Below are 22,433 nucleotides of genomic sequence, written 5' to 3'. Positions count from 1 at the left end.
ATGGATAAGATCAAACTCCTCGGCCGCCAGACGTCCGGAAACGTCCAAAAGGTGATCTGGATGCTGGAAGAGCTCGGCGCGTCTTATGTCCGCGAGGACTATGGCCGCCAGTTTGGCAACACCCAGACGGCGGACTATCTGGCGCTGAATCCGAACGCCAAGGTCCCGACCCTGATCGACGGCACCGTTACGATCTGGGAATCCAACACGATCCTGCGCTATCTCGCGGCCACCCGCGGTGCATCCCTCACCGGCGCGACCCCGGCCGAGGCGACCGAGGTGGAGCGCTGGATGGATTGGCTGCTCGCCTCCGTCAACGCGCCCTACCTGACGCTCTTCAAGGAATCTAAGCTTGCTCCGGAAGAGCGCACCGGCGCGTTTGCGGCCGCGTCGAAGGAGATGGACAATCTGCTCGCCATCGCCGAGGCGCACGTGGCGGGCAAGACCTTCTTCGCCCTCGACAAGCTGACGATCGCCGACATCGCGCTCGCACCGGTGTTGAAGCGTTGCATGGGCTTCGACATCGAACGCAAGCCGACGCCGAATCTCGACGCCTGGATGAAGGGCCTTCTGGCTCGCGACGGCTTCCAGGTTGCGCTCGGTGAGCGCCAGAGCTCGAACGCGGCGGCTGCCTGACCATGAAACAGGTTGCGCTCGTCGGGCTTGGCACGATGGGACCGGGGATTGCCGCGCGGCTTGCGCGCGGCGGCCTCCAGGTCGTGGCGACCGATCGCTCCGGTGAGGCGGTGGAGCGGGCCAAGGCCGCGCTCCCCATCGCCCGTACCGCGCTCGACAGGCTCGGCGTGCTGGCGCCGGAAGGTGGCGACGCGGAGATCATCTTCGCGCCGTCGCTTGCCGAATGTGTCGAAGGCGCCGATCTCGTGATCGAGAACGTGCCGGAGAATGCCGAGATCAAGGCTTCGGTCTACGCCGAGATCGATCCCCTGATCGGGCCGGACGTGATCGTCGCCACCGATACTTCGGGCATCCCGATCAGCAAGCTGCAGGAGCATATCTCCAAGCCCGGCCGCTTCGTCGGGATGCACTGGTCGAACCCGCCGCACATCATACCGATGATCGAGGTGATCGCCGGCGAGAAGACCGCGCCGGAGACGGTGTCGAGTGTCCGCGAGCTGATCCGCTCGCTCGGCCTGTTGCCGGTGGTGGTGAAGAAGGACGTGCCGGGGTTCGTGGAAAATCGCGTGCTCTATGCGCTCCTGCGCGAAGTGGTCGATCTGGTCGAGCGCGGCGTGATCGATCCGGAGGATGCCGATACCTGCGTCTCCTGGGGCATTGGCTACAAGATCGCGGTGATCGGCCCGATGGCGCTCCTCGATATGGCCGGGCTCGATATCTACCGGTCGGTCTCCTCCTTCCTGAACGAAGATCTGTGTAACCGTTCGGATGTCGCCGCGCTGGTGGACGAGAAGACGGCGCAGGGTCGGCTCGGACTGAAGACCGGGGGCGGGGTCTACGACTACGATCCGGAGGAGATCCCCGCGCTGCAGGCCGATCGGGCCTCGAAGCTGATTGCGATCCGGCGCATCCTGGAAGGGGGGGCGTAGGCGATGGCGATTGCCGCCGAGCACGAGCGGGAGGCGAAAGACCGCCGATCGGTGACCTGCATGGGGCGCCGGCTGGGCGGTATTGTCGAGACAGTGCTCGGCCTGGTCCTGATCGCGATCGTGCTCATCAACGTGGCCAATGCCGCCGGGCGCTACCTGCTGCAAGCGGCAATCACCGGCACCGACGAGCTCATGGTGTTCGCCATGGTCTTCATCGTGGTCGCGGGCGCGGTGCTCGCGCTCGTGAGGCGCGCGCACATCGCCATCGATCTGTTGCCGACCTACGCCAACGCGCGGCTGCGCGTTGCGATCTATTGTTTCCACGATCTGGTGACGCTGGCGGCCACCGCCTACGCCGCCCACGCGTCTTGGATCTACGTCCAGAAGATCGCGCGGCTCGGCACCGAGAGCATGACGTTGGGCATCCCGATGGTGTTTCCGCACGGCGCGCTGTTCTTGGGCTTCTGCGCCATGGCGGTGGTGGCGGGGATCTATCTCGTGCGGGACGCGGCCACGCTTCTCGGCCTTTTGCCCGCGTCGACGGGGAAGGGGGGCAAGCGATGATCGCGACACTCGCGGCTTTGCCGCTCGTCTTGCTTGCCTCGGGTCTTCCGGTCTTTCTGGTGTTTCTCGCGGCGGTGGCGGCAACGCTCGCCTTCGTCCTGCCGATGCCCCCGCTGGTGCTCCAGCAGGTCGTCTTCGGGGGGCTCGACAACTATGCGCTGCTTGCCGTCCCGTTCTTCGTCTTCGCTGGCGACCTGATGGGGCGCAGCGGAATCGCCGGGCGTTTGATCGAATGGGTGCTGGCGCTTACCGGTCGGGTTCCCGGCAGCCTCGGTGTGGCAACCATCGGCGCTTCGGCGATGATGGGGGCGATCTCGGGCTCCAGCGCCGCCGCGGTCGCCGCCCTCGGCAAGACGCTCTATCCGCGCCTTGCCGCCGCCGGCTACGGCAGGGAGCGCTCGGCGGGCCTGCTCGCCTCGTCCGGCGCGATCGACATCGTGATCCCGCCGTCGATCGCGATGATCCTCTACGGGCTCGCCGCCGAGCAGTCGATCCCGCGCCTGTTCCTCGCCGGTATCATGCCGGGCCTGATCATCGCCGGGCTGATGGCGAGCTATATCATCTTCGTCGCCGCCCGGGCCGGCATTCCCCGCACCGATCGCTTCGATCTCGGCCGCATCCTGGAAACCTCGAAAGGCGCGGCCTGGGGCATCCTGATGCCGGTGGTCGTGCTGGGCGGGATCTATGGTGGCTTCTTTTCGCCCACCGAGGCGGGCGGCGTCGCGGCCTTCTACGCCATGCTGGTGGCGCGCTTCGTCTACCGGTCCATGAGCTGGCGGGAGATCGTCGCGGCGGCGGCGGAATCGGCGATCCTGTCGGCCAAGATTCTGATGATCGTGGCCACCGCCGGCGTCATTACCTGGATCCTCACGACCAAAGGCGTGCCGCAATCGATCACGGCCTGGCTGCAGGCGATGGACATGTCGGCGGCCGAATATCTCTTGTGCATCAACCTGCTGCTCTTGGTGACCGGCTGCGTGCTCGATCCGACGTCCGCGATCCTGGTGCTCGCGCCCCTCTTGGTGCCCGTCGCCGCCTCGCTCGGGATCGATCCGATCCACTTCGGCGTGGTGATGACCGTCAATCTCGCGATCGGGATGTTCACGCCGCCGTTCGGGCTGAACCTGTTCGTGGCGCAATCGGTCACGGGGGTTCCCGCCCACGCGCTCTATCGCGGCGTCTGGCCGTTCGTCGTCGTCCAGGTCGTCGCTCTTCTCGTGATCACCTACGTGCCGGCGCTGTCGCTGGCGCTCGGGGGCACTCAATGACAGCAAACCAGAGGAAGACAACTATGGTCAGGAACAGGTTCGGCACCGCACTTCTGGGCGCGCTCGCCCTGGTCGCGATGCCGGCGCTCACGGCGGCGCCGGCGGCCGCCCAGTCGACGATGAAGCTCGCCTCGGCAACCATCAACGACGTGCAGCACGAGTGGCAGAAGGTCTTTGCTGATGAGCTGGCAAGCCGCGTCGGCGAAAAGGTCAAGGTCGAGATCTATCCGGCGAGCCAGCTCGGCCCGATCCCGCGCATGTCGGAAGGCGTGCTGCTCGGCACCATCGAGGCTTTCACCACCCCGACCTCGTTCATGACCAACGTGGATCCGCGCTTCCAGGCCTTCGATGTGCCTGGTCTGTTCAAGACGCCGGAGGACGTCGACGCCGCGATCCACGATCCCGAGTATCGCGATCACATGGAGACGATGTTCCTGGACAAGGGGCTGCGCGTCATCGGGGCGATCTACAACAGTCCGACGGTGGTTTTCACCATGAATCCGGCGCCGACGCTGGAGGATATGAAGGGCCTCAAGATCCGCACCTTCGCCTCGCCCATGCAGGTGAAGCCGATGGAGTTGATCGGAGCGATCCCGCTGCCCCTGGCGCTGTCGGAAGTTGTGCCGCAGCTCCAGAGCGGCGGTCTCGACGGGCTTCTGGTCGGCATGCCGATCCTGACCGCCTTCAAGTTCTACGACGTCGGCAAGAACGTGACCGACTTACGCTTTGCCGAGATCGTGTCGGTGACGGTGGTCAACGAGGACTGGTTCCAGTCTCAGCCGGAAGACGTTCAGGAGGCGATTCGGGAAGCCGGCCGCGCCGCCGAGGAGAAGGTGTTCCCCTGGGGCGTGGAGAACGTGCAGCGCACCTACAAAGTCTGGGAGGACAATGGCGGCACGATCTACCAGCTTCCCCAGGAGGAGCAAGCCAAGCTGCAGAAGGAGTTCTCCGAGCTGGCCGAGACGCTGGTCTCCGAGGATGCGGCGGTCGAGGAGGAGTATGACCGCCTGAAGGCGCTGGTCGCCGACAAGTCCGGAAAGTGAGGCTGGCTGTGCCGCACTACTCGCACGTGGTCGATTGCTCGGTGGCGGCGCACACGATGCGCCGGGGCCCTGCGTCGTCGCGGGGGAGGGGGAGCGCTGCACGGGTTTCGTACGCCTTGCCGGCGGCGCCGCACCAAAGCGCTTCCACGGGCATGTTGTCCTCAAGCGCGTTGAGCCGAACGAAGCTCGCCGTTGCCGGATCGAACCACAAATCGATCGATCGCGACGCACCGGCGGGCACCTCGGCGACCGCCTCCGAATACCAATGGGCGAGCTGCGCGGTGCACGAAAGCGCCCGTGTTCCGTCGTTCGCGAGCTCGATCGGCGCGTGGACCAGCCCATCGGTCCCGCGGCGGACCTCGATTTCATGAAGTTCCACCGCCTGAAGTGCGGTTGGCAGGCAGGAAAGGCTGAGGGTGACAAATTTTACTAAGTGTTTCACTTAGTTTTCCCTTGATATTTATGTGGCGTAAAACAGAGCTTTCATAGAAAGCCAAAAAAATCCAGATCCGAGAGAGGTGAACATGAAAAAGTATTTGATGGTGGCGGCGGGTGCGCTTGCGATGGCGAGTGCGTTCACTGTGGAAACCAAGGCTCAGGATGTCGATACCATCGCCATTCTGACGCCGGAGGAAGGAACCGACTACGGCTGGAATCAGCAGGGCATCGATTCCGCAAAGGCCGCGGCCGATGCGGCCGGCGTCGAGCTGATCGTGGCGCAGGGGCTGGGCTACGGCGATGTGCGTCCGACATTGCGCGAGCTTTCCGAAGAGGGCGCAGATCTGATGATCGCCCACGCGAGCGGCTACAACACCGCGGCCGCGGAGATCGCGGAAGAGACCGGGGTGCCGGTGGCGATCGTGGACGACCCGAGCGCGACCAAGGAAGGCCTGATCGGCGACTACACGCTCTCCGGTCACGAGGGCGCCTATTTGGCTGGCGTGCTGGCGGCGAAGCAGAGCCGGTCGAAGACCGTCGGCATCGTGGTCTCCGGCGAGCCGCCGGCCTGGAACGCACAGTCGGCAGCCTTTGCCCAGGGCGTGAAGGCGACCGCCCCCGAAGCCAAGGTGATCTACGCGGTGATCGGTCCGGCCGCCTATTCCGACGCCGCGGGCGGCAAGCGCGTCACCGAGAGCGTGATTGCGGCCGGCGCCGACGTGATCTTCGGCCAGGGCAACGGGTCCTCGTTCGGCATGCTGCAAGCGGTGGAGACCACCAAGGCGGCGGATGGCGGCAAGGTGCTGTTCATCGACGTGATCGGCGACAAGACCTCCATCGACAAGGGCTACCTGCTGTCCTCCGTGGTCTGGGACATGACGCCGGTGTTTGAGGAGATGATCGCCGATCTGAAGGCCGGCGACTACGGCACCAAGAACTACTCCATCGGTGTGGCCGATGGATCGGTGCATCTTCTGAAGACGCCGCAGGTGGACGACGAAGCCTGGGAAGCCGTCGAGGCCGTCAAGGCGGACATCGCCTCCGGCAAGGTCAAGGTCGAGCCGGTCTGGGAAGCTTCCGAGGTGCGCTCGCTGGTGAGCGTCCAGTAGCACGCGTGATCGGGAGAGGCGCGTATTCGGCGCCTCTCCGCTTCGTTTTGATCCGAAGTTTATTGGGGGTTGCGCGTGTCTGAGGCCGCCGCAATGGCGGGCGAGGTGCCGTCGACGGACCAGCCGATTGTGACCCTGACCGGGGTGACGAAACGCTTTCCGGGCATCGTCGCCAACGAGGCCATCGACCTTTCGTTGAGGCCGGGTGAGGTGCACGTCCTGCTCGGCGAGAACGGGGCCGGCAAGTCGACGCTGATCGGCCTCCTGTCCGGGCTGCAGCAGCCCGACGAGGGGGAGATCCGGATCGACGGGAAGCGGTGCACGATCGGGTCGCCGCGCGAGGCGCTCGGCTATGGCATCGGGACGGTGTTCCAGCACGCCATGCTGGTGCCGACCCTGACGGTCGCGGAAAATCTGCTTCTCGGCGCGCCCTGGTGGCAGCGCCCGCACAAGGATCAGCTCGCCGAGCGGGTGGCGGAGTTGGCCTCGCGGCTGGGCATGCGGGTCGATCTCGACGCACGCGCCCACGATCTCTCGTTGGGCGAACAGCAGATGGTGGAGATCATGCGCGCGCTCTTGCGCGGCAGCCGCGTGCTGATCCTCGACGAATCCACCTCCATGCTGACCCCCTCGGGGATCGAGGAGCTGGGTGGCCTGATGCGCCGGCTGGTGGAAAGCGGCATGTCGGTCGTCTTCATCACCCACAAGCTGCGCGAGGCAACCGCGTTCGGCGATCGCATTTCAGTCCTGAAGCTTGGGCGTAAGGTCGGCGAGATCCCGCCGGAGCACGTTCAGGGCCGCGACGAAGACAGTCTGATCGCCGAGATCGTGGAAATGATGTTCGGTATCCGCAGCGACGATCCGGAAGCCGAGCGGCGGGTGCGCAGCCTGATCTCCGACGAGATCGAGCCGCTTCTGTCCGTGCGCGGACTGTCGCTTGCCGCCGGCACCAACACGCCGGCGCTTTCCGACATCTCCTTCGACGTGCGACCCGGTGAGGTGTTCGGGATTGCCGGCATCGACGGTAACGGTCAGAAGCAGCTCGCCGAGCTCCTCTCCGGCCAGCGCCGCGACGGAACGGGGGCGATCCTGTTCGAGGGCCAGGCGATCGAGACCATGCCGGTCTTCAGGCGGCGCAAGCTGGGGCTGCGCTATTTGACCGACGATCGGCTGGGGGAGGGCACCGTCGGTTCCTTCCCGGTGGCGATCAACTTCTTCCTCAAGCAGATCGGCGAGCCGCCGTTCTGGAAAGGTGCGATCGAGCAGACCAAGGCGATAGAAGGTCACGCCGACCGGCTGATCGACGACTACGACGTCCGCACGCCCAGCCGCCACACGGCGATCGGGCAGCTCTCCGGCGGCAACGTCCAGAAGGTGGTGCTGGCGCGCGAACTGGCGGAAGGCGCCCGGCTCGTCATCTACAACAAGCCGACTTACGGGCTCGATCTCGCCAACACGCTGACGATCCGCGAGCGGATCCTGGAGATCGCCCGCCAGGGCAAGGGCGTGATCGTGATCTCCACCGATCTGGAGGAGCTCCTGAGCCTCGCCGATCGGATCGCGGTGATGGAGAGCGGGCGGATCGCCGGCATCGTCGACTACGGCGAAGAGGCGCGCACCGAGGTCGGCCGGCTGATGATCGGATTGGACGCATGACGAGCGAAAGCCTCTCCGCCGATCCCGAAACCGGCACGTCGACGGGTGGTGGTCCGTCGTGGCTCGGGCCGCTCGCCAAGCGGCTCGCCATGACCATTGGTCCGGTCGTGGTCGCGCTGGCGCTGGCCGGACTGCTGCTGCTGGCGCTCGGGATCGACCCGCTGCGCTACTACACCTACGTGGTCGAGCGCGGGCTCTTGTCGCCCACCGGCGTGCAGCAGACGCTGACGCGGATGGCACCGCTGCTCCTGCTCGCCGCCGGGCTGATCGTCGCGTTCCGGGCGGGCATCTGGAATCTCGGCGGGGACGGCCAGTTCCTGCTGGGTGCGGTTGCGGCTGCCGCAACGGCGCCGGTCGTGATCACCGTCCTTCCCGCCTGGGCGACCCTGCTGATCGCCTTCGTCGTGGCGACGCTGGTGGCGATGCTGTGGTCGTTGGTACCGGCGCTGCTCAAGGCCTATCAGGGCGTCAACGAGATCATCACCACGCTGATGATGACCTTTCTTGGCGCGTCGTTCGCCAATGTGCTGGTGAAGCTCATCTTCCTCGATCCGGCGACGACGGTGCCCCAGACCCGGACGCTGCCCGTCGCCGACCGGCTGCCGCGCCTGTTCGACACCACGATTTCCGGCGGGTTGGTGCTGGCTCTGATCGCCATCGTTGCCGTCCACGTCATGATGATGCGCACGTCGTTCGGCCTGAAGCTGCGCATCGTCGGCGCCAATCCGCGCGCGGCGGTTCATGCCGGGCTGGACGTGCCGCTTCTGACGGTGGCGGTGTTCGCGATCTCCGCCGGGCTGTGCGGGATGGCCGGTGCGCTGGAGGTGCTGGGCGTTCAGGGCAATGTGCGGGCGGATTGGAATCCCGGCTACGCGCTGACCGTGATCCCGATGGTGTTCCTGGCGCGCTTCAACGGCTTCGCCGCCATTGGCTTCGTGTTCCTGCTGTCGGTGCTCTCCATCGGCGGCGAGAGCGCGGCGCGACGCATGGGCGTGCCTAACGACTTCACGCTGGTTCTGGTCGCCATCGTGCTGATCGTGCTCGCGATCGCGGAATTTATCGACCATCGTCACAAGAAGGCGAAGGGGTAGGGGCGATGGGCGATCTGGTCTCGACCGTCTTTCTCGGAGCGCTTCTGTTCGGTGCGGTGACGGCGGCGGTGCCGCTTCTGTTGGCGGGCCTCGGCGAACAGATGTCGGAGAAGTCCGGCGTCCTCAATATCGGCATCGAAGGCATGATGATCTTCGGCGCCTATACCGGCTTCCTGGGCGCCTATCTCTCCAACTCCATGTGGTTCGGCTTCCTCGCCGGCATGGCGGGCGGCATGGTCGTGTCGCTGATCATGGTGATCCTGTGCGTCCGGTTCGGCCTCAATCAGATCGTGATCGGCATCGGGCTGACGCTCGGCTTCGAGGGCCTGACCGCGCTGCTCCACCATTTCCAGTTCTCCCGCACCTATCCGCGGCTGCCGGCAGCCGAGCCGGTGTCGATCCCGGTGCTGTCGGATCTGCCGGTGATCGGGCCGGCGTTCTTCAACCATCATCTGATCGTCTACATCGCCGTCGCGCTGGTGGCAGTGATGGCGTTCGTCTATCGGCGCACCCAGCTCGGCCTCAATCTGCAGGCGGCGGGCGACAAACCGGCCGCGCTTGATGTCACGGGCGTCGACGTCGTCGCGACGCGCGCGTTCGCCGTGATGGTGACCGGGGCGCTCGCCGGCCTGGGCGGGGCGTATCTTGCCAATGTCGGCGCGGGGCTGTTCGTGCCCTTCATCACCAACGGCTCCGGCTTCCTAGGGATCGTGCTGGCGATGCTCTCGCGCGGCCATCCGCTTTGGGTGCTGATCGGCGCCTTCGTGTTCGGCCTGTGCCTGGCGCTGACGACGGCGCTGCAGGTCGCCGGCGTGAATATCCCGACCGACGTGATCCAGATGATCCCGTTCCTGGCGGTGATGGTGATGCTGGTGGCCTTCGGCCGCCGCTCCAGCCTGCCCGCCGCCCTCGGACTTCCCTACGAGCGGGGCGCCCGCTGACCCGACCATCGAAACCCTCGCCCTGTCTCACCGGGCCGACATTGAATGGAGGAACCCAATGTCTGACACCAAGGTTTACCTGCTCGACGGCGGTTCGCTGGTGCTCGACGGCTACCACGTCTTCTGGAACAGGGGCCCAGGCGGCGAGATCCGGTTTCCGGTCTACTCGATCCTGGTGGAGCACGCCGAAGGCCGCTTTCTGATCGACACCGGCTTCGACTACGACCATGTCCAGAAGGTGCTGCCCTTCGAAAAGCCGATCCAGACGGCGGACCAGACCATTCCCGGCGCGCTCAAGCAGATCGGGCTGGAGCCGAAGGACATCGACGTGGTCTTCAATTCCCATTTCCATTTCGACCATTGCGGCGGCAACAAGTACCTGCCGGACGCCAAGAAGATCTGCCACAAGTCGGAAGTGCCCCAGGCCTGCAACCCGCAGCCGTTCGAAAAGCTCGGCTATTCCGACGTGAGCTTTTCCGCGGAAGCTGCCGAGGCGCGCGGCATGACCGATCAGCTCCTGGCAGGAACGACGGTTCAGAATTCCGCCTTCGAGGGGATCGAGGGCGACGTGGAGCTCGCCAAGGGCGTGAAGCTCTATTTCACGCCGGGTCATTCGATCGGCCATTACAGCCTGATGGTGCACTTCGCCAACCGGCGCCCGATCCTGTTCACGATCGACGCCGCCTACACCCAGCAGAGCCTGGAGACGCTGTGCCAAGCCTCGTTCCACATCGATCCGGTCGCCGGCGTGCAGTCGATGCTGCGGGTCAAGCAGCTCGCCGAAGAGCATGACGCGGAGCTGTTCTACTCCCACGACATGGAGAACTTCAAAACCTACCGCACTGGCACCCTTTATTACGGCTAGAGCATTTCCAGGCGAAGTGGAAACCGGTTCGCCGTCCGGAAATGCGACAAAACAAAGGGTTAGAGCTGTTCGGCGACTCAATGAAAAGCGGAACGGCTCTAGCAGGGTCCGACCGACGAATGGCCCAATGCCCAAAGAACGAGGAACACGATGCGGTATTCGAACGACGCGCCTCCGGTCATCACCCTGACCTCGGGGCCGGTCAACGCCTATCCGGAAGTTTTGCAGGGCCTCGGCCGACCGGTGCTCTACGATTACGACCCGGCCTTCCAAGGGTTCTACGAGAAGGTGGTGGAAAAGGCGCAAAAGGCGATGCGCCTCTCCAACAAGCCGGTGATCCAGCAGGGCGAGCCGGTGCTCGGGCTGGAGGCGGCCGCCGCCTCGCTGATCACGCGGGAAGACACGGTCCTGAACCTCGCCTCCGGCGTTTACGGCAAGGGCTTCGGCTATTGGGCGGCGCGCTATTCGCCGAACATTCTGGAGATCGAGGTCCCCTACAACGAGGCGATTTCGCCGGAGGCGGTGGCGGAGATGCTGAAGGCGCATCCCGAGATCACCGTGGTCTCGGCCTGCCATCACGACACGCCGTCGGGGACGATCAACCCGATCGCCGAAATCGGCGCTGTGGTCGCCGCCCATGGCGGTTATCTGATCGTCGATGCGGTGTCGTCGTTTGCCGGCATGGATGTGCATCCCGAGGCCTGCCATGCCGACATTTTCGTCACCGGCCCGAACAAGTGTCTCGGTGGCGCGCCGGGCCTGACGCTTCTGGGGGTAAGCCATCGCGCTTGGGAGAAGATGAAGGCGAACCCGGCCGCGCCGCGCGCCTCGATGCTGTCGATCGTCGACTGGGAAAATGCCTGGTCGCGGGAGAAGCCGTTCCCGTTCACGCCGTCGGTGGCGGAGATCAACGGCCTCGATGCCGCCCTCGACCTGTACCTTGCCGAAGGGCCGGAGAAGGTCTGGGCGCGACATGGTCTGACGGCGCGGGCGACCCGCGCGGGCCTGCGCGCCATGGGGCTTGAGATCTGGGCGGTGAGCGACGAGATCGCCTCGCCGACCACCACGGCGGTGAAGACGCCGGCCGGCATCGACGAGGCGGTGCTGCGTCAGACGGCGAGGGAGCGCTACGGCGTGGTGTTCTCCTCCGGGCGCGGCGAAACCAGCGGCAAGCTTACCCGGATCGGTCACATGGGGCCGACCGCCCAGCCGATCTACGCCATCGCGGCGCTCACCGCCTATACCGGCGCCGTCAACGCGCTCGGCGGCAAGCTCAAGGCCGGCGACGGCATCGACGCGGCACTCGCCGTCATCGACGCAGAAGCCTGACACAACAACCAGAAGGGACGACGAGAATGAGCGACAGACTGGCGGGCAAGACCGCGCTGGTAACCGGCGCGGCGCAAGGCATCGGCAAGGCGATTGCCAAGCGGCTGGCGGCGGACGGCGCCAAGGTGATCGTCGCCGACCTCAACGAGGCCGGCGGCAAGGTGGTGGCGGACGAAATCGGCAAGGGCGCGATCGCGATTGCCTGCGACGTGTCGGACCCAGCCTCCGTGGCTGCCCTGTTCAAGGCGATCGACGATCAAACGGGTGGGATCGACATTCTGGTCAACAACGCCAGCATCGTGCCCTTCGTGGCCTGGGACGATGTCGACCTCGCCCACTGGCAGACCATTATCGGCACCAACCTGACCGGCACCTTCCTGGTGACGCGCGCGGCGACCGACCAGATGCGGGCGAAAGAGAAGCCCGGCCGTGTGATCTCGATCTCGTCCAACACCTTCTTTGCCGGCACGCCGAACATGGCAGCCTATGTGGCGGCGAAGGGCGGCGTCATCGGTTTCATGCGCGCGCTTGCCACCGAGCTCGGCGCCCACGGCATCACCGCCAACGCGGTCACGCCCGGCCTGATCGAAAGCGACGGCGTCAAGGAAAGCCCGCACAACGAGGCATTCGAGTTCGTGGAAATGCTGCAGGCGGTGAAGGGCAAGGGCCAGCCGGAGCACATCGCCGACGTGGTGGCCTTCCTCGCCTCCGACGATGCGCGCTGGATTACCGGCCAGACCATCAACGTCGATGCCGGCATGGTCCGGCACTAACTCATATCTGCTCAGAAAAGCCGCGGCGTCGCGGCGACGAGCGCCTTGCCGGTCTCCGATTGGGGATCGGCAACCACGTCCGTGACGGGGCCTGTCTCGACGATCCGGCCCTTGTCCATGACGGCCACCCGGTGGGAGATCACTCGCACCACCGCCAGGTCGTGGCCGACGAAAATGTAGGCGAGCCCCTCGCGCGCCTGCAGCTCGGCCAGCAGCATCAGGATCTTGCCGCGCACCGAGACATCGAGGGCCGAGACCGCCTCGTCGAGCACGATCAGGCGGGGATTGGTGGCGAGTGCCCGGGCAATCGCCACGCGCTGGCGCTGGCCGCCGGAAACCTCGTGAATGCGCCGCTTGGCGAGCGCTGCCGGCAGGCCCACTCGCTCCAGAAGCTCGCCGATCCGGCGCGGACGTTCGGTGCGAGGGACGACGGCGTGGATCCGCAGCGGATCGGCCAAGGCGCCGCCGATCGTGGCGCGCGGATTGAACGCGGCAAGCGGATCTTGAAACACCATCTGGATCGTGCCGCGCCGGGCGCGCAGGGCACCGGCAGACAGCGCCAGCCAGTCCTCGCCGTCGAGGTGGACCGTGCCGCTGTCGGGTTCGGTCAGGCGCATCAACACACGGGCGAGCGTCGACTTGCCGCTACCTGAGGGGCCGACGAGCCCGAGGGTTTCGCCGCGATGGAGATCGAACGAGACGTCGGCGACACCGGTCACGCGGCCGCCACGGCTCTGGTAGGTCTTTGCGAGGTTACGGACGGCGAGCAGTGCCGCGTTGGTCATGGCGTTACCTCGCCGACCAGCCGGGGCGATGTGAAGTCGATATGGGTCGCGATCAGCGCGCGCGTGTAGTCCTCGCGCGGGGTCCGGATCACGTCGGCGGTTGCGCCGATCTCGACCAGGCGGGCGTCGTGGAACACGGCGAGCCGGTCCGACAGGGTTGCCGCCAGCGCGATGTCATGGGTGACGAACAGGAGCGTCATGGCATCCTCGCGCACAAGCTCGTCGAGCAGGGCGGCGATTTCCGCCTGCACCACGGTATCGAGCGCGCTGGTCGCCTCGTCGGCGATCAGTAGGCTCGGCCGGGCGGCGATGGCCCCGGCGATCGCGATACGCTGGCGCTGGCCGCCGGAAAACTGATGCGGATAGGCATTCAGCGCGGCATCTGGATCGGGGATCCGCACGCGGGCGAGCAGGTCGCGGGCGCGCTCCCGCGCCGCGTGCCGGCCAAGGCCCAGATGGCGGCGCGCGCCTTCCGCCACCTGCTCGCCGATCCGAAGCACCGGGTTGAGGCTGGAGCCGGGGTCCTGGAACACCACGCCGATGTCCTTGCCGGCCTGAGGGCGGTGGCCGAGGGCCGGCCAGTCGACGGTGCCGCCAACAATGGCTTCGAAGGGCAGCAGGCCGGCGAGCGCCAGCGCGAACGTGCTCTTGCCCGATCCGCTTTCTCCGATGATGGCGAGTTTTTCGCCCGCTTTGAGGTCGAGATCGATGCCTTGCAGAGCGATGTGCCGACCGCCATAGGCGCGGTAGGTGACGCTGAGGCCTCGGACGGCGGCGAGCGGCGCGCTCATGCGCGCCTCCGGCGGTGGGCGAGGCTTTCCACCAGCCCCTCGCCGAACAGGTAGACGCCGAGAACGACCAAGACGAGGCCGATGCCCGGCACGACGGAGAGATAGGGCGCGGAGCGCAGCATGTTGCGCCCCTCCGCGATCATGGAGCCCCAGGTGACGCTGTTGGGATCGCCGAGGCCCAGGAAGGAGAGGGCGGCCTCGATCAGGACGGCGCGCTTGCCACGATCACCGAGACCAAGGCCAGCACCGGCGGCAGCGCGTTGGGCAGGATCTCCTTGACCGCGATTTCGGCGGGATGCATGCCGATCACCCTTGCTGCGGCGACATAGTCGCGCTCGCGGATCGACAGCACCTCCGCGCGGGCAAGGCGCGCCGGGCCCGGCCAGGCACCCAGCGCGATCGCGGTGACGATCACGCCCAGCGACGGGCCGGTGACGCTGACGAAGGCGAGCGCGAGCAGGAAGCCCGGCACGATCTGAAAGGCGTCGACCACGCGCATCAACGCCTCGTCGGCGAGACTGCCAAAGAAGCCCGCGAGCGTGCCGATCAGCGAGCCGACGACGATCGCGACGGCCGCCGCCGCTAGGCCCACCATCAGCGAAGTCCGCGCTCCGTGCATCAGCTCTGCCAGCAGGTCGCGGCCGAGCTGATCGGTGCCGAGCGGAAAGCGCGGGTCGGTAAACGGCGGCAGCAGCGGCCGGCCGGCGATCGCCAGCGGATCGCTGGGAAACACGATCGGCGCGGCAAGCGCGGTGAGCGCGATCGCCGCAAGCAGCATGAAGCCGACGACGCCCTCGGGCGAGCGGATGAACCGGGCGAGAAAGCGCTTCATGCCGAGGCCTCCCCGCTGCCGACGCGGGGATCGAGCCAGGCATAGGCGAGGTCGACCAGGAGGTTCACGAGGATCACCAGCACGGCGGAGACCACGATGATGCCCATCAGGAGCGGCGTGTCGCGGGCGGCGACCGCCTCCTGGGCAAGCCGGCCGAAGCCGGGGATGGCGAACACGCTTTCGATCACGACGCTTCCGCCGAGCATGGTGGCCGACTGCAGGCCGAGCACGGTGACGAGCGGCAGCAGCGCGTTGCGCGCAACGTGACGCAGCACGATGCGTTGACGCGCAAGCCCCTTTGCGCGCGCAGCCAGCACGAAGTCCTGGCGCCAGACCTCCGCCATGCCTGCGCGCATCATGCGCAGGAACAGCGCAAGATAGAGAAAGCCGAGTGCGCAAACCGGCAGCACCAGATGCCAGGCGATGTCGAGCGCGCGGGCAAGGCCGGTCTTACCCGAGGCGATCGTTTCGATCCCGGAGGTCGGAAACCAGCGAAGCTGAACCGCAAAGACGAGGCTCAGGACCAGGCCGAGCCAGAAGCTCGGTACGGCATAGAGCGCCAACGAGCCGGCCGACAGCGAGCGGTCCAGGATGCTGCCCGGTCGGGCGCCGGCGACGATACCGAGCAGCGAGCCGAGGGAGAAGGCGAGCGCGGTGGCGCTTCCCATCAGCCACAGCGTGTTCGGCAGCCGCTCCAGGATGACGTCCAGGATCGGCCGGTTGAAGGCGACCGACCAGCCGAGGTCGAACTGGACGAGCGAGGTGACGTAGAGCAGAAGCCGGGCGACGGCGGACTGATCGAGCCCGTAGCTCTGGCGCAGGCTCTCCGCAAGCCCGGCGTCGCCGCCGCCCAGCGAAACCAAATAGGCATCGACGGCGTCGCCGGAGGCGAGCTCCATCATCAGGAACGTGCCGACGACAACGATCAGGAGCACGGGGATGCTGCTAACCGCCCGGCGCCGGATCAGCCGCCAAGTGCGTTGCATGGTGTCCGTCGATGTATGTGATCTCGGGTGGGTGCGGGGGAGAGAGGTCCGCTCCCCCGCTGGCGAGCACCTGTCCGGTCAGGATTTCAGCGCCGTGTCGGCCCAGTTGGAGACGACCCAGCGCGGGTTGTTGGCGATGTTCTCCACGGTGTCGCTCGCGACCGAGGTGAAGCTCCATTCCGCCACGTTGATCAGCGGCAGGTCCTCCACCACCAGCACCTGGAACTCGTCATAGAGCTTGGTGCGCTTGTCGGTGTCGACGGTCACCAGCGCCTCGTCGATGAGCGCGTCGATCTTCTCGTTGGCGTAGCCGCCCTGGTTGGAGAAGAACACGCCGTCGGGGATGCCGGAGCGGACCAGGATGGTGGTGGAGATCGCCGGATCGCCACGGAACACGGCGGCCCCGACCGAGAGGTCGAAGGTGTGGTCCTTGTAGACCGCGGTAAGATGGGCCGGGGTGTCGTTGTTGACGATCTCGATCTCGATACCGACGGCGGCCAACGCCTGGCGCAGATACTGTCCAAAGCCGCGGGTCTCGGAGAAATAGGGCGCGGGCAACAGCCGCAGCGAGAAGCGGGTGCCACTGTCCTTCTTCGGATAGCCGGCCTCGTCCAGCAGCGCGTTGGCCTTGTCGACGTCGAAGGCGTAGGTCGGCACGTCCGGGTTATAGAATTCCTTGGAATTGTGCGGCACCGGACCGGTGGCGGCCTCCGCATAGCCCAGGAACACGGTGTCGACTACGAAGGCTTTGTTGATCGCGTGCGCGATCGCCTGGCGGACCTTCAAGTTCGACAGCATCTCGTTGCGGTGGTTGATCTCGATGATCAACTGATAGGTTAGGTCTTCGTAGCCCTTGGTGATGACCTCGAGACCCGGCACGTCCTTGATCCGCGAGAGTTCGGCCAGCGGCACCTGGGAGAAGGCAGCGAGCTGGATTTCGCCGGCCTCGAGCGCTGCCGCCGCACCGGCACGGTCGGGCAGGATGCGGAAAATGATCTGGTCGAGCTTGGGCTCGCCTGCGCCCCAATAGCTGTCGTTCTTGGTCAGGAGATAATATTCGCCGGGCTTGTATTCGCCGAACTTGAACGGCCCGGTGCCGACCGGATTGGTGTTGGCCGGATTGGCCGAAATGTCGCTGCCTTCATAGAGGTGTTTGGGCAGCACGGAGGTGACCACCGGCAGCGCGTTGCGCATGAGCTGCAGCGGCATCGGCTTGGAGAAGTGAAAAACGGCGGTGGTGTCGTCCGGCGTCTCGACACTCTCCAGGTTGGCAAGCACGGAGCGGCCGATATTCTGCAGCGGCTTCCAGACCTCCATCGCGGAGAAGGCGACGTCGGCGGAGGTGAACGGCTTGCCGTCGTGCCAGGTCACGCCGTCGCGCAGCTTGAAGGTCACGGTGGAGCCATCCTCCGAGCCCTCCCAGCTCGCGGCGAGCCGGGGCGAAAGCCCGTCGTAGGAGGCCTCGGCCAGCGGCTCGATCACCTTGCTGGAGATGAAGAAGACGCTGTTGGACGCAACCATGGCCGGGTTGAGGTTGCGCGGCTCGGAATCGGCGGCGACGACCAAGCGGCCCCCGGCGCCACCTTGCGCGAAAGCGAAGCGCGGCAGGAGCGTGGTACCGGCAAGGGCGGTTCCTGTCTGCAGCAGGGTCCGGCGGGACATCTTGAACGACGGCATGTAAAGGCTCCCCAAGGTGCAAGCGGGCAGGTCTTGCCCGATCTGTCGCATCGCGAACGGAGGAGCCAATCGCAAGAACACGACCAAGCGAGAGCGTCGGTTGGTCGCATTTGACCCTGAAGTCGGCTCGCGAACGCGCGGCGTTGCGGGAAAAGACTACTCCTCCGCTTGCGCGCCGTCACCAATCGACACGCCCGGCCGCGAGACGCTGCCGAACCGTTCGCGGAGCCGGCGTCTTCTCCGCCCGGAACGTCTGGATTTATGGGTTCATGACCTAGACCCGTTCCGCTTTTCTCGGACTTGCGGGGCGGATCTAGGTTCTTGTTTCGACGCGTTTCCAGACGGCCAACCGGTTTCCACTTGGCCTGGAAACGCTGTCTAGCGCCGCCGCAGCACGAAACGCGAAAGGGCGTTCTTGCGCCGGGCGAAGGCGAGCTTGGAATTGCGCAGATAGTGCTCGAAGAAAGTGTATTTCTCCTCGTCCCACTCCGCGACGATCTCGTCTTTCTTGGCCTTCAGGTTTTTCACCCACTGATCGAGCGTGAGTATGTAGTCCTCGCGCCGGTTCTCCAGATATTCCAGCCGGAACAGCGGGTGGCTCGCCGTCACCACTTCGTCGATGAACGGGATGTCGGACTGCGGAAACACGGTTTCCGGGATCCACTTCTTGGCTTCTTCGAAGGTCGGCGTGTCCCAGACGATGGTTTGAAGCGAAACGAGAGCATTCGGCATCAAGTTGGCGTGGCAGATTTCGAAGAACTTGGTGTAAGCCTCGATCTTCTGGGCCTTGTCCATGGCCGGGCGGGCGAAGTGTTCGAACGCGCCGACGGAGACGATGCCGTCGTACGGACCATCCAGCTCTGCTTCATAGACATCGGCCAGTCGGACCTCGACGCCCTTCAGATCGCGGCTTTCGATATAGTCGCGCTGGTCCTTCGACAGCGTCAGGCCGACGGCGCCGCGACCTTCATATTCGGTGACTGCGGCCGCCAGGATCGCCCCCCAGCCGCAGCCAACATCGAGAATGCGCGCTCCGGGCTTCAACTGTAGAGCGTCGAGATGGAAGCGGATCTTGGCCCATTGCGCGTCCTCGAGATTGTCGAGGGCCGGTTCGGCCTTGTTGGGCACGTGGAAGCGCGCCGCCGAATAAGAGAGGGTCTTATCCAGAAACAACGAGAAGAAACGGGTCTCGTTGTCGTAGTGATACTGGATCGCTTCGGCCGCCGAGAGCGTGCCCGCCGTCTCGCGGTCAACCGGCTTGAATGCGCTGCGCTCGCTCATCGGTCCATCTCCCCTTTCGATCGCGGTGGCAATCCACCCATCGTTTTCGGACCATATTTCCGGCCGGCTGTCCATTTCCAGTGCCGCGCTCTTGCTGAGCGAATTATCTCCGTCGTTCGGTGCCCGCGTGGGCGAGACCCGTTCCGCTTTTCTCGGACACATAGGGAGGGTCTAAGGTAGTGTTTCGATGCGTTTCCGGACGGCCAACCGGTTTCCACTTGGCCTGGAAACGCTCTAAGCACACAAAAAAAGCCCCCGCCGGCGGCGAGGGCCCTTCGTATCGCTCAGTATTTGAAAGGGCCTACATGCCCATGGTCTTCGCGACGCGATCGGACACCGTGTCGAGGAAGCCGGTGGTCGACTGCCAGGACTGGTCGGCACCGACGAGCAGGGCCAGGTCCTTGGTCATGTAGCCATCTTCGATCGCGCCGACGGTTTCCTTCTCCAGCGTCTCGGCGAAGGTTTTCAGATCGTCGTTGTCGTCGAGCTTGGCGCGGTGGGCGAGGCCCCGCGACCAGGCGAAGATCGAGGCGGTCGAGTTGGTCGAGGTCTCCTCGCCGCGCTGATGCTGGCGATAGTGGCGGGTGACCGTGCCGTGGGCGGCTTCCGCCTCGACGGTCTGTCCGTCCGGCGTCATCAGAACCGAGGTCATCAGGCCGAGCGAGCCGAAGCCCTGGGCCACGATGTCGGACTGCACGTCGCCGTCATAGTTCTTACAGGCCCAGACATAGCCGCCCGACCACTTCAGCGAGGCCGCGACCATGTCGTCGATCAGCCGGTGCTCGTAGGTCAGGCCCTTCTTGTCGAACTCCGCCTTGAACTCGGCATCGAAGATCTCCTGGAACAGATCCTTGAAGCGGCCGTCATAGGCCTTGAGGATGGTGTTCTTGGTGGAGAGGTAGACCGGGACATTGCGCATCAGGCCATAGTTGAAGGAGGCCCGGGCGAAGTCCTTGATGGATTCGTCGAGATTGTACATCGCCATCGCGACACCGGAGCCCGGCGCGTCGAACACTTCGTGCTCGATCGTCTGGCCGTCCTCGCCGACGAACTTGATGGTCAGCTTGCCCTTGCCGGGGAACTTGAAGTCGGTCGCGCGGTACTGATCGCCGTAGGCGTGACGGCCGACGATGATCGGCTTGGTCCAGCCCGGCACCAGGCGCGGGACGTTGCGGCAGATGATCGGCTCGCGGAAGATCACGCCGCCGAGGATGTTGCGGATGGTGCCGTTCGGCGAGCGGTACATGCGCTTCAGGCCGAACTCTTCCACGCGGGCTTCGTCCGGCGTGATGGTGGCGCACTTCACGCCGACGCCGTGCTTCTTGATCGCGTTGGCCGCATCGACCGTGATCTGGTCGTCGGTCTCATCCCGCTTCTGGATCGACAGGTCGTAATATTCCAGGTCGACGTCGAGATAGGGGTGGATCAGCTTCTCTTTGATGTAGTGCCAGATGATCCGGGTCATCTCGTCGCCGTCGAGCTCGACGACCGGGTTTGCGACTTTGATCTTTGCCATCGTGGAACGGACCTTCGATTTTAGGCCTGAGGGAGGGACCGCGCCGCCGGCGGAAAGGGCACGGCCGGCCGATCGCACGCTGTAACTATGGGTACGGCCGTCCTTCTAGGTCATGACTTCGCAAATGTGAAGAAACGCACGACGCGAATCCGCTGCGAACGCCTCTCCTTTGCGGATTCTGGCGCTTTCCTGAGAGGAGAGGTGGACTACGGTGGAGCGACCGTCTTTCCGCCACGATTGGGATCGCTATGATCCCGGCCATGTCCGATTCCGTTGCCTCCACCGACGATTCCGCCGAACCCGCGACCGCCGTTCCGCCTGCCGTCGTGCTTGTCGAGCCGCAGCTCGGCGAGAATATCGGAACTGCGGCCCGTGCGATGGCCAATTTCGGCCTCGACGATCTGCGGCTGGTGAACCCGCGCGATGGCTGGCCAAGCGAGAAGGCGGTCGCGGCCGCCTCCGGCGCTGCGCACGTGATCGAGCGGGTGCGGGTGTTTGAGACCACCGAGGCGGCAATCGCCGATCTCGGCCTGGTGCTCGCCACCACCGCCCGGGCGCGCGGCTTCCATCGGCCTGTGCTAGGGCCGGAAGGGGCGGCGGCGCGCGCCTTGGCGCTTCCCGCCGACACCCGCGCCGGCATTCTGTTCGGTCGCGAGCGCTGGGGCCTCAACAACGACGAGGTGGCGCTCGCCGATGCGATCGTGACCTATCCGGTGGACCCGCGCTTCGCCTCGCTCAACATCGCCCAGGCCGTGCTTCTTTTTTCCTACGAGTGGCGGCGGCAGGCGACCGGGGCCGCTCTGCCGTTCGAGGCGTTTCCGACGGCGCCGCCAGCCTCCAAACAGGCACTGGTCGGGTTGTTTGAGCATTTGGAGGCGGCGCTGGAGCCCACCGGCTATTTCCGTCCGCCGGAAATGCGCCCGGTGATGGTGCGCAACTTGCGCACGCTGTTGCAGGATGCCGGCCTCACCGAGACCCAGGTTCATCTACTGCGCGGCGTCGTGGCGCATCTGGAGGGCCGGCGCGGTCGGCCGATCCGCGATCGCGCGACAAAGGACGACGGCGAGGAATGACCGGTCCGATCCTCGTCTTCGATTCCGGCCTCGGCGGCACCACCGTTCTTGCCGCGATCGCCGAGCTTTTGCCGGACGAGGGGTTCGTCTACCTGGTCGACGATGCCGGCTTTCCTTATGGTGGCTGGACGGACGAGACTCGGCTGGTGGAGCGAATTGTCGCGCTGGTCGGCGCGCAAGTGGCGGAGCACGGCGCACGGGCCGTCGTGGTGGCCTGTAACACCGCTTCCACGATCGCGCTGCCAGCACTGCGGTCTGCCTTGTCGATCCCCGTGGTCGGCACCGTGCCGGCGGTCAAACCGGCAGCCGCGCGGTCCCGTTCGGGCCTGGTCAGCGTGCTCGCGACACCGGCGACCGTGGCCCGCGACTACACCCGCGACTTGATCGCGCACCATGGCGCGGGGGCGGATTTCACGCTCGTCGGCGCGCCGGATCTGGCGGCGCTGGCCGAGACCTACGCCACCACCGGAGTGGTGCCGGTCGACGATGTCCGCCGGGAGATCGCGCCGTGCTTCGTGGAGGCGGTGCGGGGGCGGACCGATACGATCGTGCTTGCCTGTACGCACTATCCGCTGCTTCTCGACATCTTCGGATCGCTGGCACCATGGCCGGTCGATTGGATCGATCCGGCGCCGGCGATCGCGCGCCGGGTCGCGATGGTTCTCGGCCGAGCCGGCGAGACGCCGGCTGCGTCCGGACGTTTCGCGATCGCGGCGCGTTTTACCAGCGGTCGCGACCGGGCGGACGACGTGGCGCGGATCGTCGCGGGGCGCAAGGCGATCGATGTCGCCGGCTGAAATCGGTGAATGGTCGTCGTCTTCCTCTTGCCGATATGTCTTAGTTAATTGCG

At 65.7% G+C, this 22,433-nt stretch carries 21 protein-coding genes and 1 pseudogene; 14 read left to right on the top strand and 8 right to left on the bottom strand.

Features of this window, described 5'->3' with window-relative positions:
- Genes HNS03_RS07255 through HNS03_RS07235 form a run of 5 tightly spaced genes read left to right on the top strand, consistent with a single transcriptional unit; the run spans position 1 to position 4,440 of the window.
- Positions 1–636 (top strand): glutathione S-transferase family protein, encoded by a 636-nt coding sequence (locus HNS03_RS07255; RefSeq protein ID WP_367194102.1) that lies wholly within the window; start codon positions 1–3, stop codon positions 634–636.
- Positions 637–638: 2 nt separating this feature from the next.
- Positions 639–1,565, top strand: a complete 927-nt coding sequence (fhmpcd1, locus tag HNS03_RS07250) for a 5-formyl-3-hydroxy-2-methylpyridine 4-carboxylate 5-dehydrogenase (protein ID WP_367194101.1) — start codon at positions 639–641, stop codon at positions 1,563–1,565.
- A 3-nt stretch (positions 1,566–1,568) separates the two neighbouring features.
- Positions 1,569–2,129 carry a TRAP transporter small permease gene (locus HNS03_RS07245; RefSeq protein WP_367194100.1) on the top strand — a complete coding sequence of 187 codons (561 nt, stop codon included), beginning with the start codon at positions 1,569–1,571 and terminating at the stop codon, positions 2,127–2,129.
- Entirely contained in the window at positions 2,126–3,397 is a 1,272-nt protein-coding gene (locus HNS03_RS07240) for a TRAP transporter large permease (RefSeq protein ID WP_367194098.1), read from the top strand. The genes HNS03_RS07245 and HNS03_RS07240 overlap by 4 nt, the downstream gene beginning before the upstream one ends.
- Before the next feature lie 23 nt (positions 3,398–3,420).
- Positions 3,421–4,440 carry a TRAP transporter substrate-binding protein gene (locus HNS03_RS07235; protein ID WP_367194097.1) on the top strand — a complete coding sequence of 340 codons (1,020 nt, stop codon included), beginning with the start codon at positions 3,421–3,423 and terminating at the stop codon, positions 4,438–4,440.
- 16 nt (positions 4,441–4,456) lie between these two features.
- Here HNS03_RS07235 and HNS03_RS07230 read toward each other — a convergent pair whose 3' ends face one another.
- Positions 4,457–4,882: a hypothetical protein gene (locus HNS03_RS07230; protein WP_367194096.1), complete on the bottom strand. Its 426-nt coding sequence runs from the start codon at positions 4,880–4,882 to the stop codon at positions 4,457–4,459.
- 82 nt (positions 4,883–4,964) lie between these two features.
- Between HNS03_RS07230 and HNS03_RS07225 the strand changes: the two genes are divergently transcribed.
- The 7 genes from HNS03_RS07225 (at position 4,965) to HNS03_RS07195 (ending at position 12,642) form a co-directional block, all read left to right on the top strand.
- The gene (locus HNS03_RS07225; RefSeq protein WP_367194094.1) at positions 4,965–5,987 is read left to right on the top strand and encodes a BMP family protein; all 1,023 of its coding nucleotides are present in this window, start codon (positions 4,965–4,967) and stop codon (positions 5,985–5,987) included.
- A gap of 75 nt (positions 5,988–6,062) precedes the next feature.
- On the top strand, positions 6,063–7,643 hold the full coding sequence (locus HNS03_RS07220) for an ABC transporter ATP-binding protein (protein ID WP_367194093.1): 1,581 nt from the start codon (positions 6,063–6,065) through the stop codon (positions 7,641–7,643).
- Entirely contained in the window at positions 7,640–8,734 is a 1,095-nt protein-coding gene (locus HNS03_RS07215) for an ABC transporter permease (RefSeq protein ID WP_367194091.1), read from the top strand. The genes HNS03_RS07220 and HNS03_RS07215 overlap by 4 nt, the downstream gene beginning before the upstream one ends.
- Positions 8,735–8,739: 5 nt before the next feature.
- Entirely contained in the window at positions 8,740–9,675 is a 936-nt protein-coding gene (locus tag HNS03_RS07210) for an ABC transporter permease (RefSeq protein ID WP_367194090.1), read from the top strand.
- Between the two features lie 58 nt (positions 9,676–9,733).
- Positions 9,734–10,540 (top strand): N-acyl homoserine lactonase family protein, encoded by an 807-nt coding sequence (locus tag HNS03_RS07205; RefSeq protein ID WP_367194088.1) that lies wholly within the window; start codon positions 9,734–9,736, stop codon positions 10,538–10,540.
- A gap of 150 nt (positions 10,541–10,690) precedes the next feature.
- Entirely contained in the window at positions 10,691–11,869 is a 1,179-nt protein-coding gene (gene ppaT, locus HNS03_RS07200; protein WP_367194087.1) for a pyridoxamine--pyruvate transaminase, read from the top strand.
- Between the two features lie 26 nt (positions 11,870–11,895).
- Entirely contained in the window at positions 11,896–12,642 is a 747-nt protein-coding gene (locus HNS03_RS07195; protein ID WP_367194085.1) for an SDR family NAD(P)-dependent oxidoreductase, read from the top strand.
- 11 nt (positions 12,643–12,653) lie between these two features.
- Here the strand turns inward: HNS03_RS07195 and HNS03_RS07190 are convergent, their stop codons facing one another.
- The 7 genes and pseudogenes from HNS03_RS07190 to HNS03_RS07160 form a co-directional block, all read right to left on the bottom strand.
- The gene (locus HNS03_RS07190) at positions 12,654–13,427 is read right to left on the bottom strand and encodes an ATP-binding cassette domain-containing protein (protein WP_367194084.1); all 774 of its coding nucleotides are present in this window, start codon (positions 13,425–13,427) and stop codon (positions 12,654–12,656) included.
- Complete coding sequence (locus HNS03_RS07185) at positions 13,424–14,218, bottom strand: ABC transporter ATP-binding protein (RefSeq protein ID WP_367194083.1); 795 nt, start codon at positions 14,216–14,218, stop codon at positions 13,424–13,426. Before HNS03_RS07185 ends, HNS03_RS07190 begins: the two co-directional genes overlap by 4 nt.
- A pseudogene (locus HNS03_RS07180) lies at positions 14,215–15,050 on the bottom strand (ABC transporter permease). The gene HNS03_RS07185 and the pseudogene HNS03_RS07180 overlap by 4 nt, the downstream one beginning before the upstream one ends.
- On the bottom strand, positions 15,047–16,036 hold the full coding sequence (locus HNS03_RS07175; protein WP_367194082.1) for an ABC transporter permease: 990 nt from the start codon (positions 16,034–16,036) through the stop codon (positions 15,047–15,049). The pseudogene HNS03_RS07180 and the gene HNS03_RS07175 overlap by 4 nt, the downstream one beginning before the upstream one ends.
- 78 nt (positions 16,037–16,114) lie before the next feature.
- Positions 16,115–17,713 carry an ABC transporter substrate-binding protein gene (locus HNS03_RS07170; protein WP_367194080.1) on the bottom strand — a complete coding sequence of 533 codons (1,599 nt, stop codon included), beginning with the start codon at positions 17,711–17,713 and terminating at the stop codon, positions 16,115–16,117.
- A gap of 378 nt (positions 17,714–18,091) precedes the next feature.
- Positions 18,092–18,994 carry a class I SAM-dependent methyltransferase gene (locus HNS03_RS07165; protein WP_367194079.1) on the bottom strand — a complete coding sequence of 301 codons (903 nt, stop codon included), beginning with the start codon at positions 18,992–18,994 and terminating at the stop codon, positions 18,092–18,094.
- A gap of 301 nt (positions 18,995–19,295) precedes the next feature.
- Complete coding sequence (locus HNS03_RS07160; RefSeq protein WP_367194077.1) at positions 19,296–20,510, bottom strand: NADP-dependent isocitrate dehydrogenase; 1,215 nt, start codon at positions 20,508–20,510, stop codon at positions 19,296–19,298.
- A gap of 260 nt (positions 20,511–20,770) precedes the next feature.
- Here HNS03_RS07160 and HNS03_RS07155 point away from each other — a divergent pair, with 260 nt between their 5' ends.
- Positions 20,771–21,583 carry an RNA methyltransferase gene (locus HNS03_RS07155; RefSeq protein ID WP_367194076.1) on the top strand — a complete coding sequence of 271 codons (813 nt, stop codon included), beginning with the start codon at positions 20,771–20,773 and terminating at the stop codon, positions 21,581–21,583.
- Positions 21,580–22,380: a glutamate racemase gene (murI, locus tag HNS03_RS07150; RefSeq protein ID WP_367194074.1), complete on the top strand. Its 801-nt coding sequence runs from the start codon at positions 21,580–21,582 to the stop codon at positions 22,378–22,380. The genes HNS03_RS07155 and murI overlap by 4 nt, the downstream gene beginning before the upstream one ends.
- Positions 22,381–22,433 lie beyond the last annotated feature (53 nt).

It is taken from the genome of Amorphus sp. 3PC139-8 (assembly GCF_040750475.1).
Lineage (GTDB): Bacteria > Pseudomonadota > Alphaproteobacteria > Rhizobiales > Amorphaceae > Amorphus.
The sequence above is the reverse complement of the archived record's forward strand: the minus strand, read 5'-3'. Positions and strand labels throughout refer to the sequence as shown.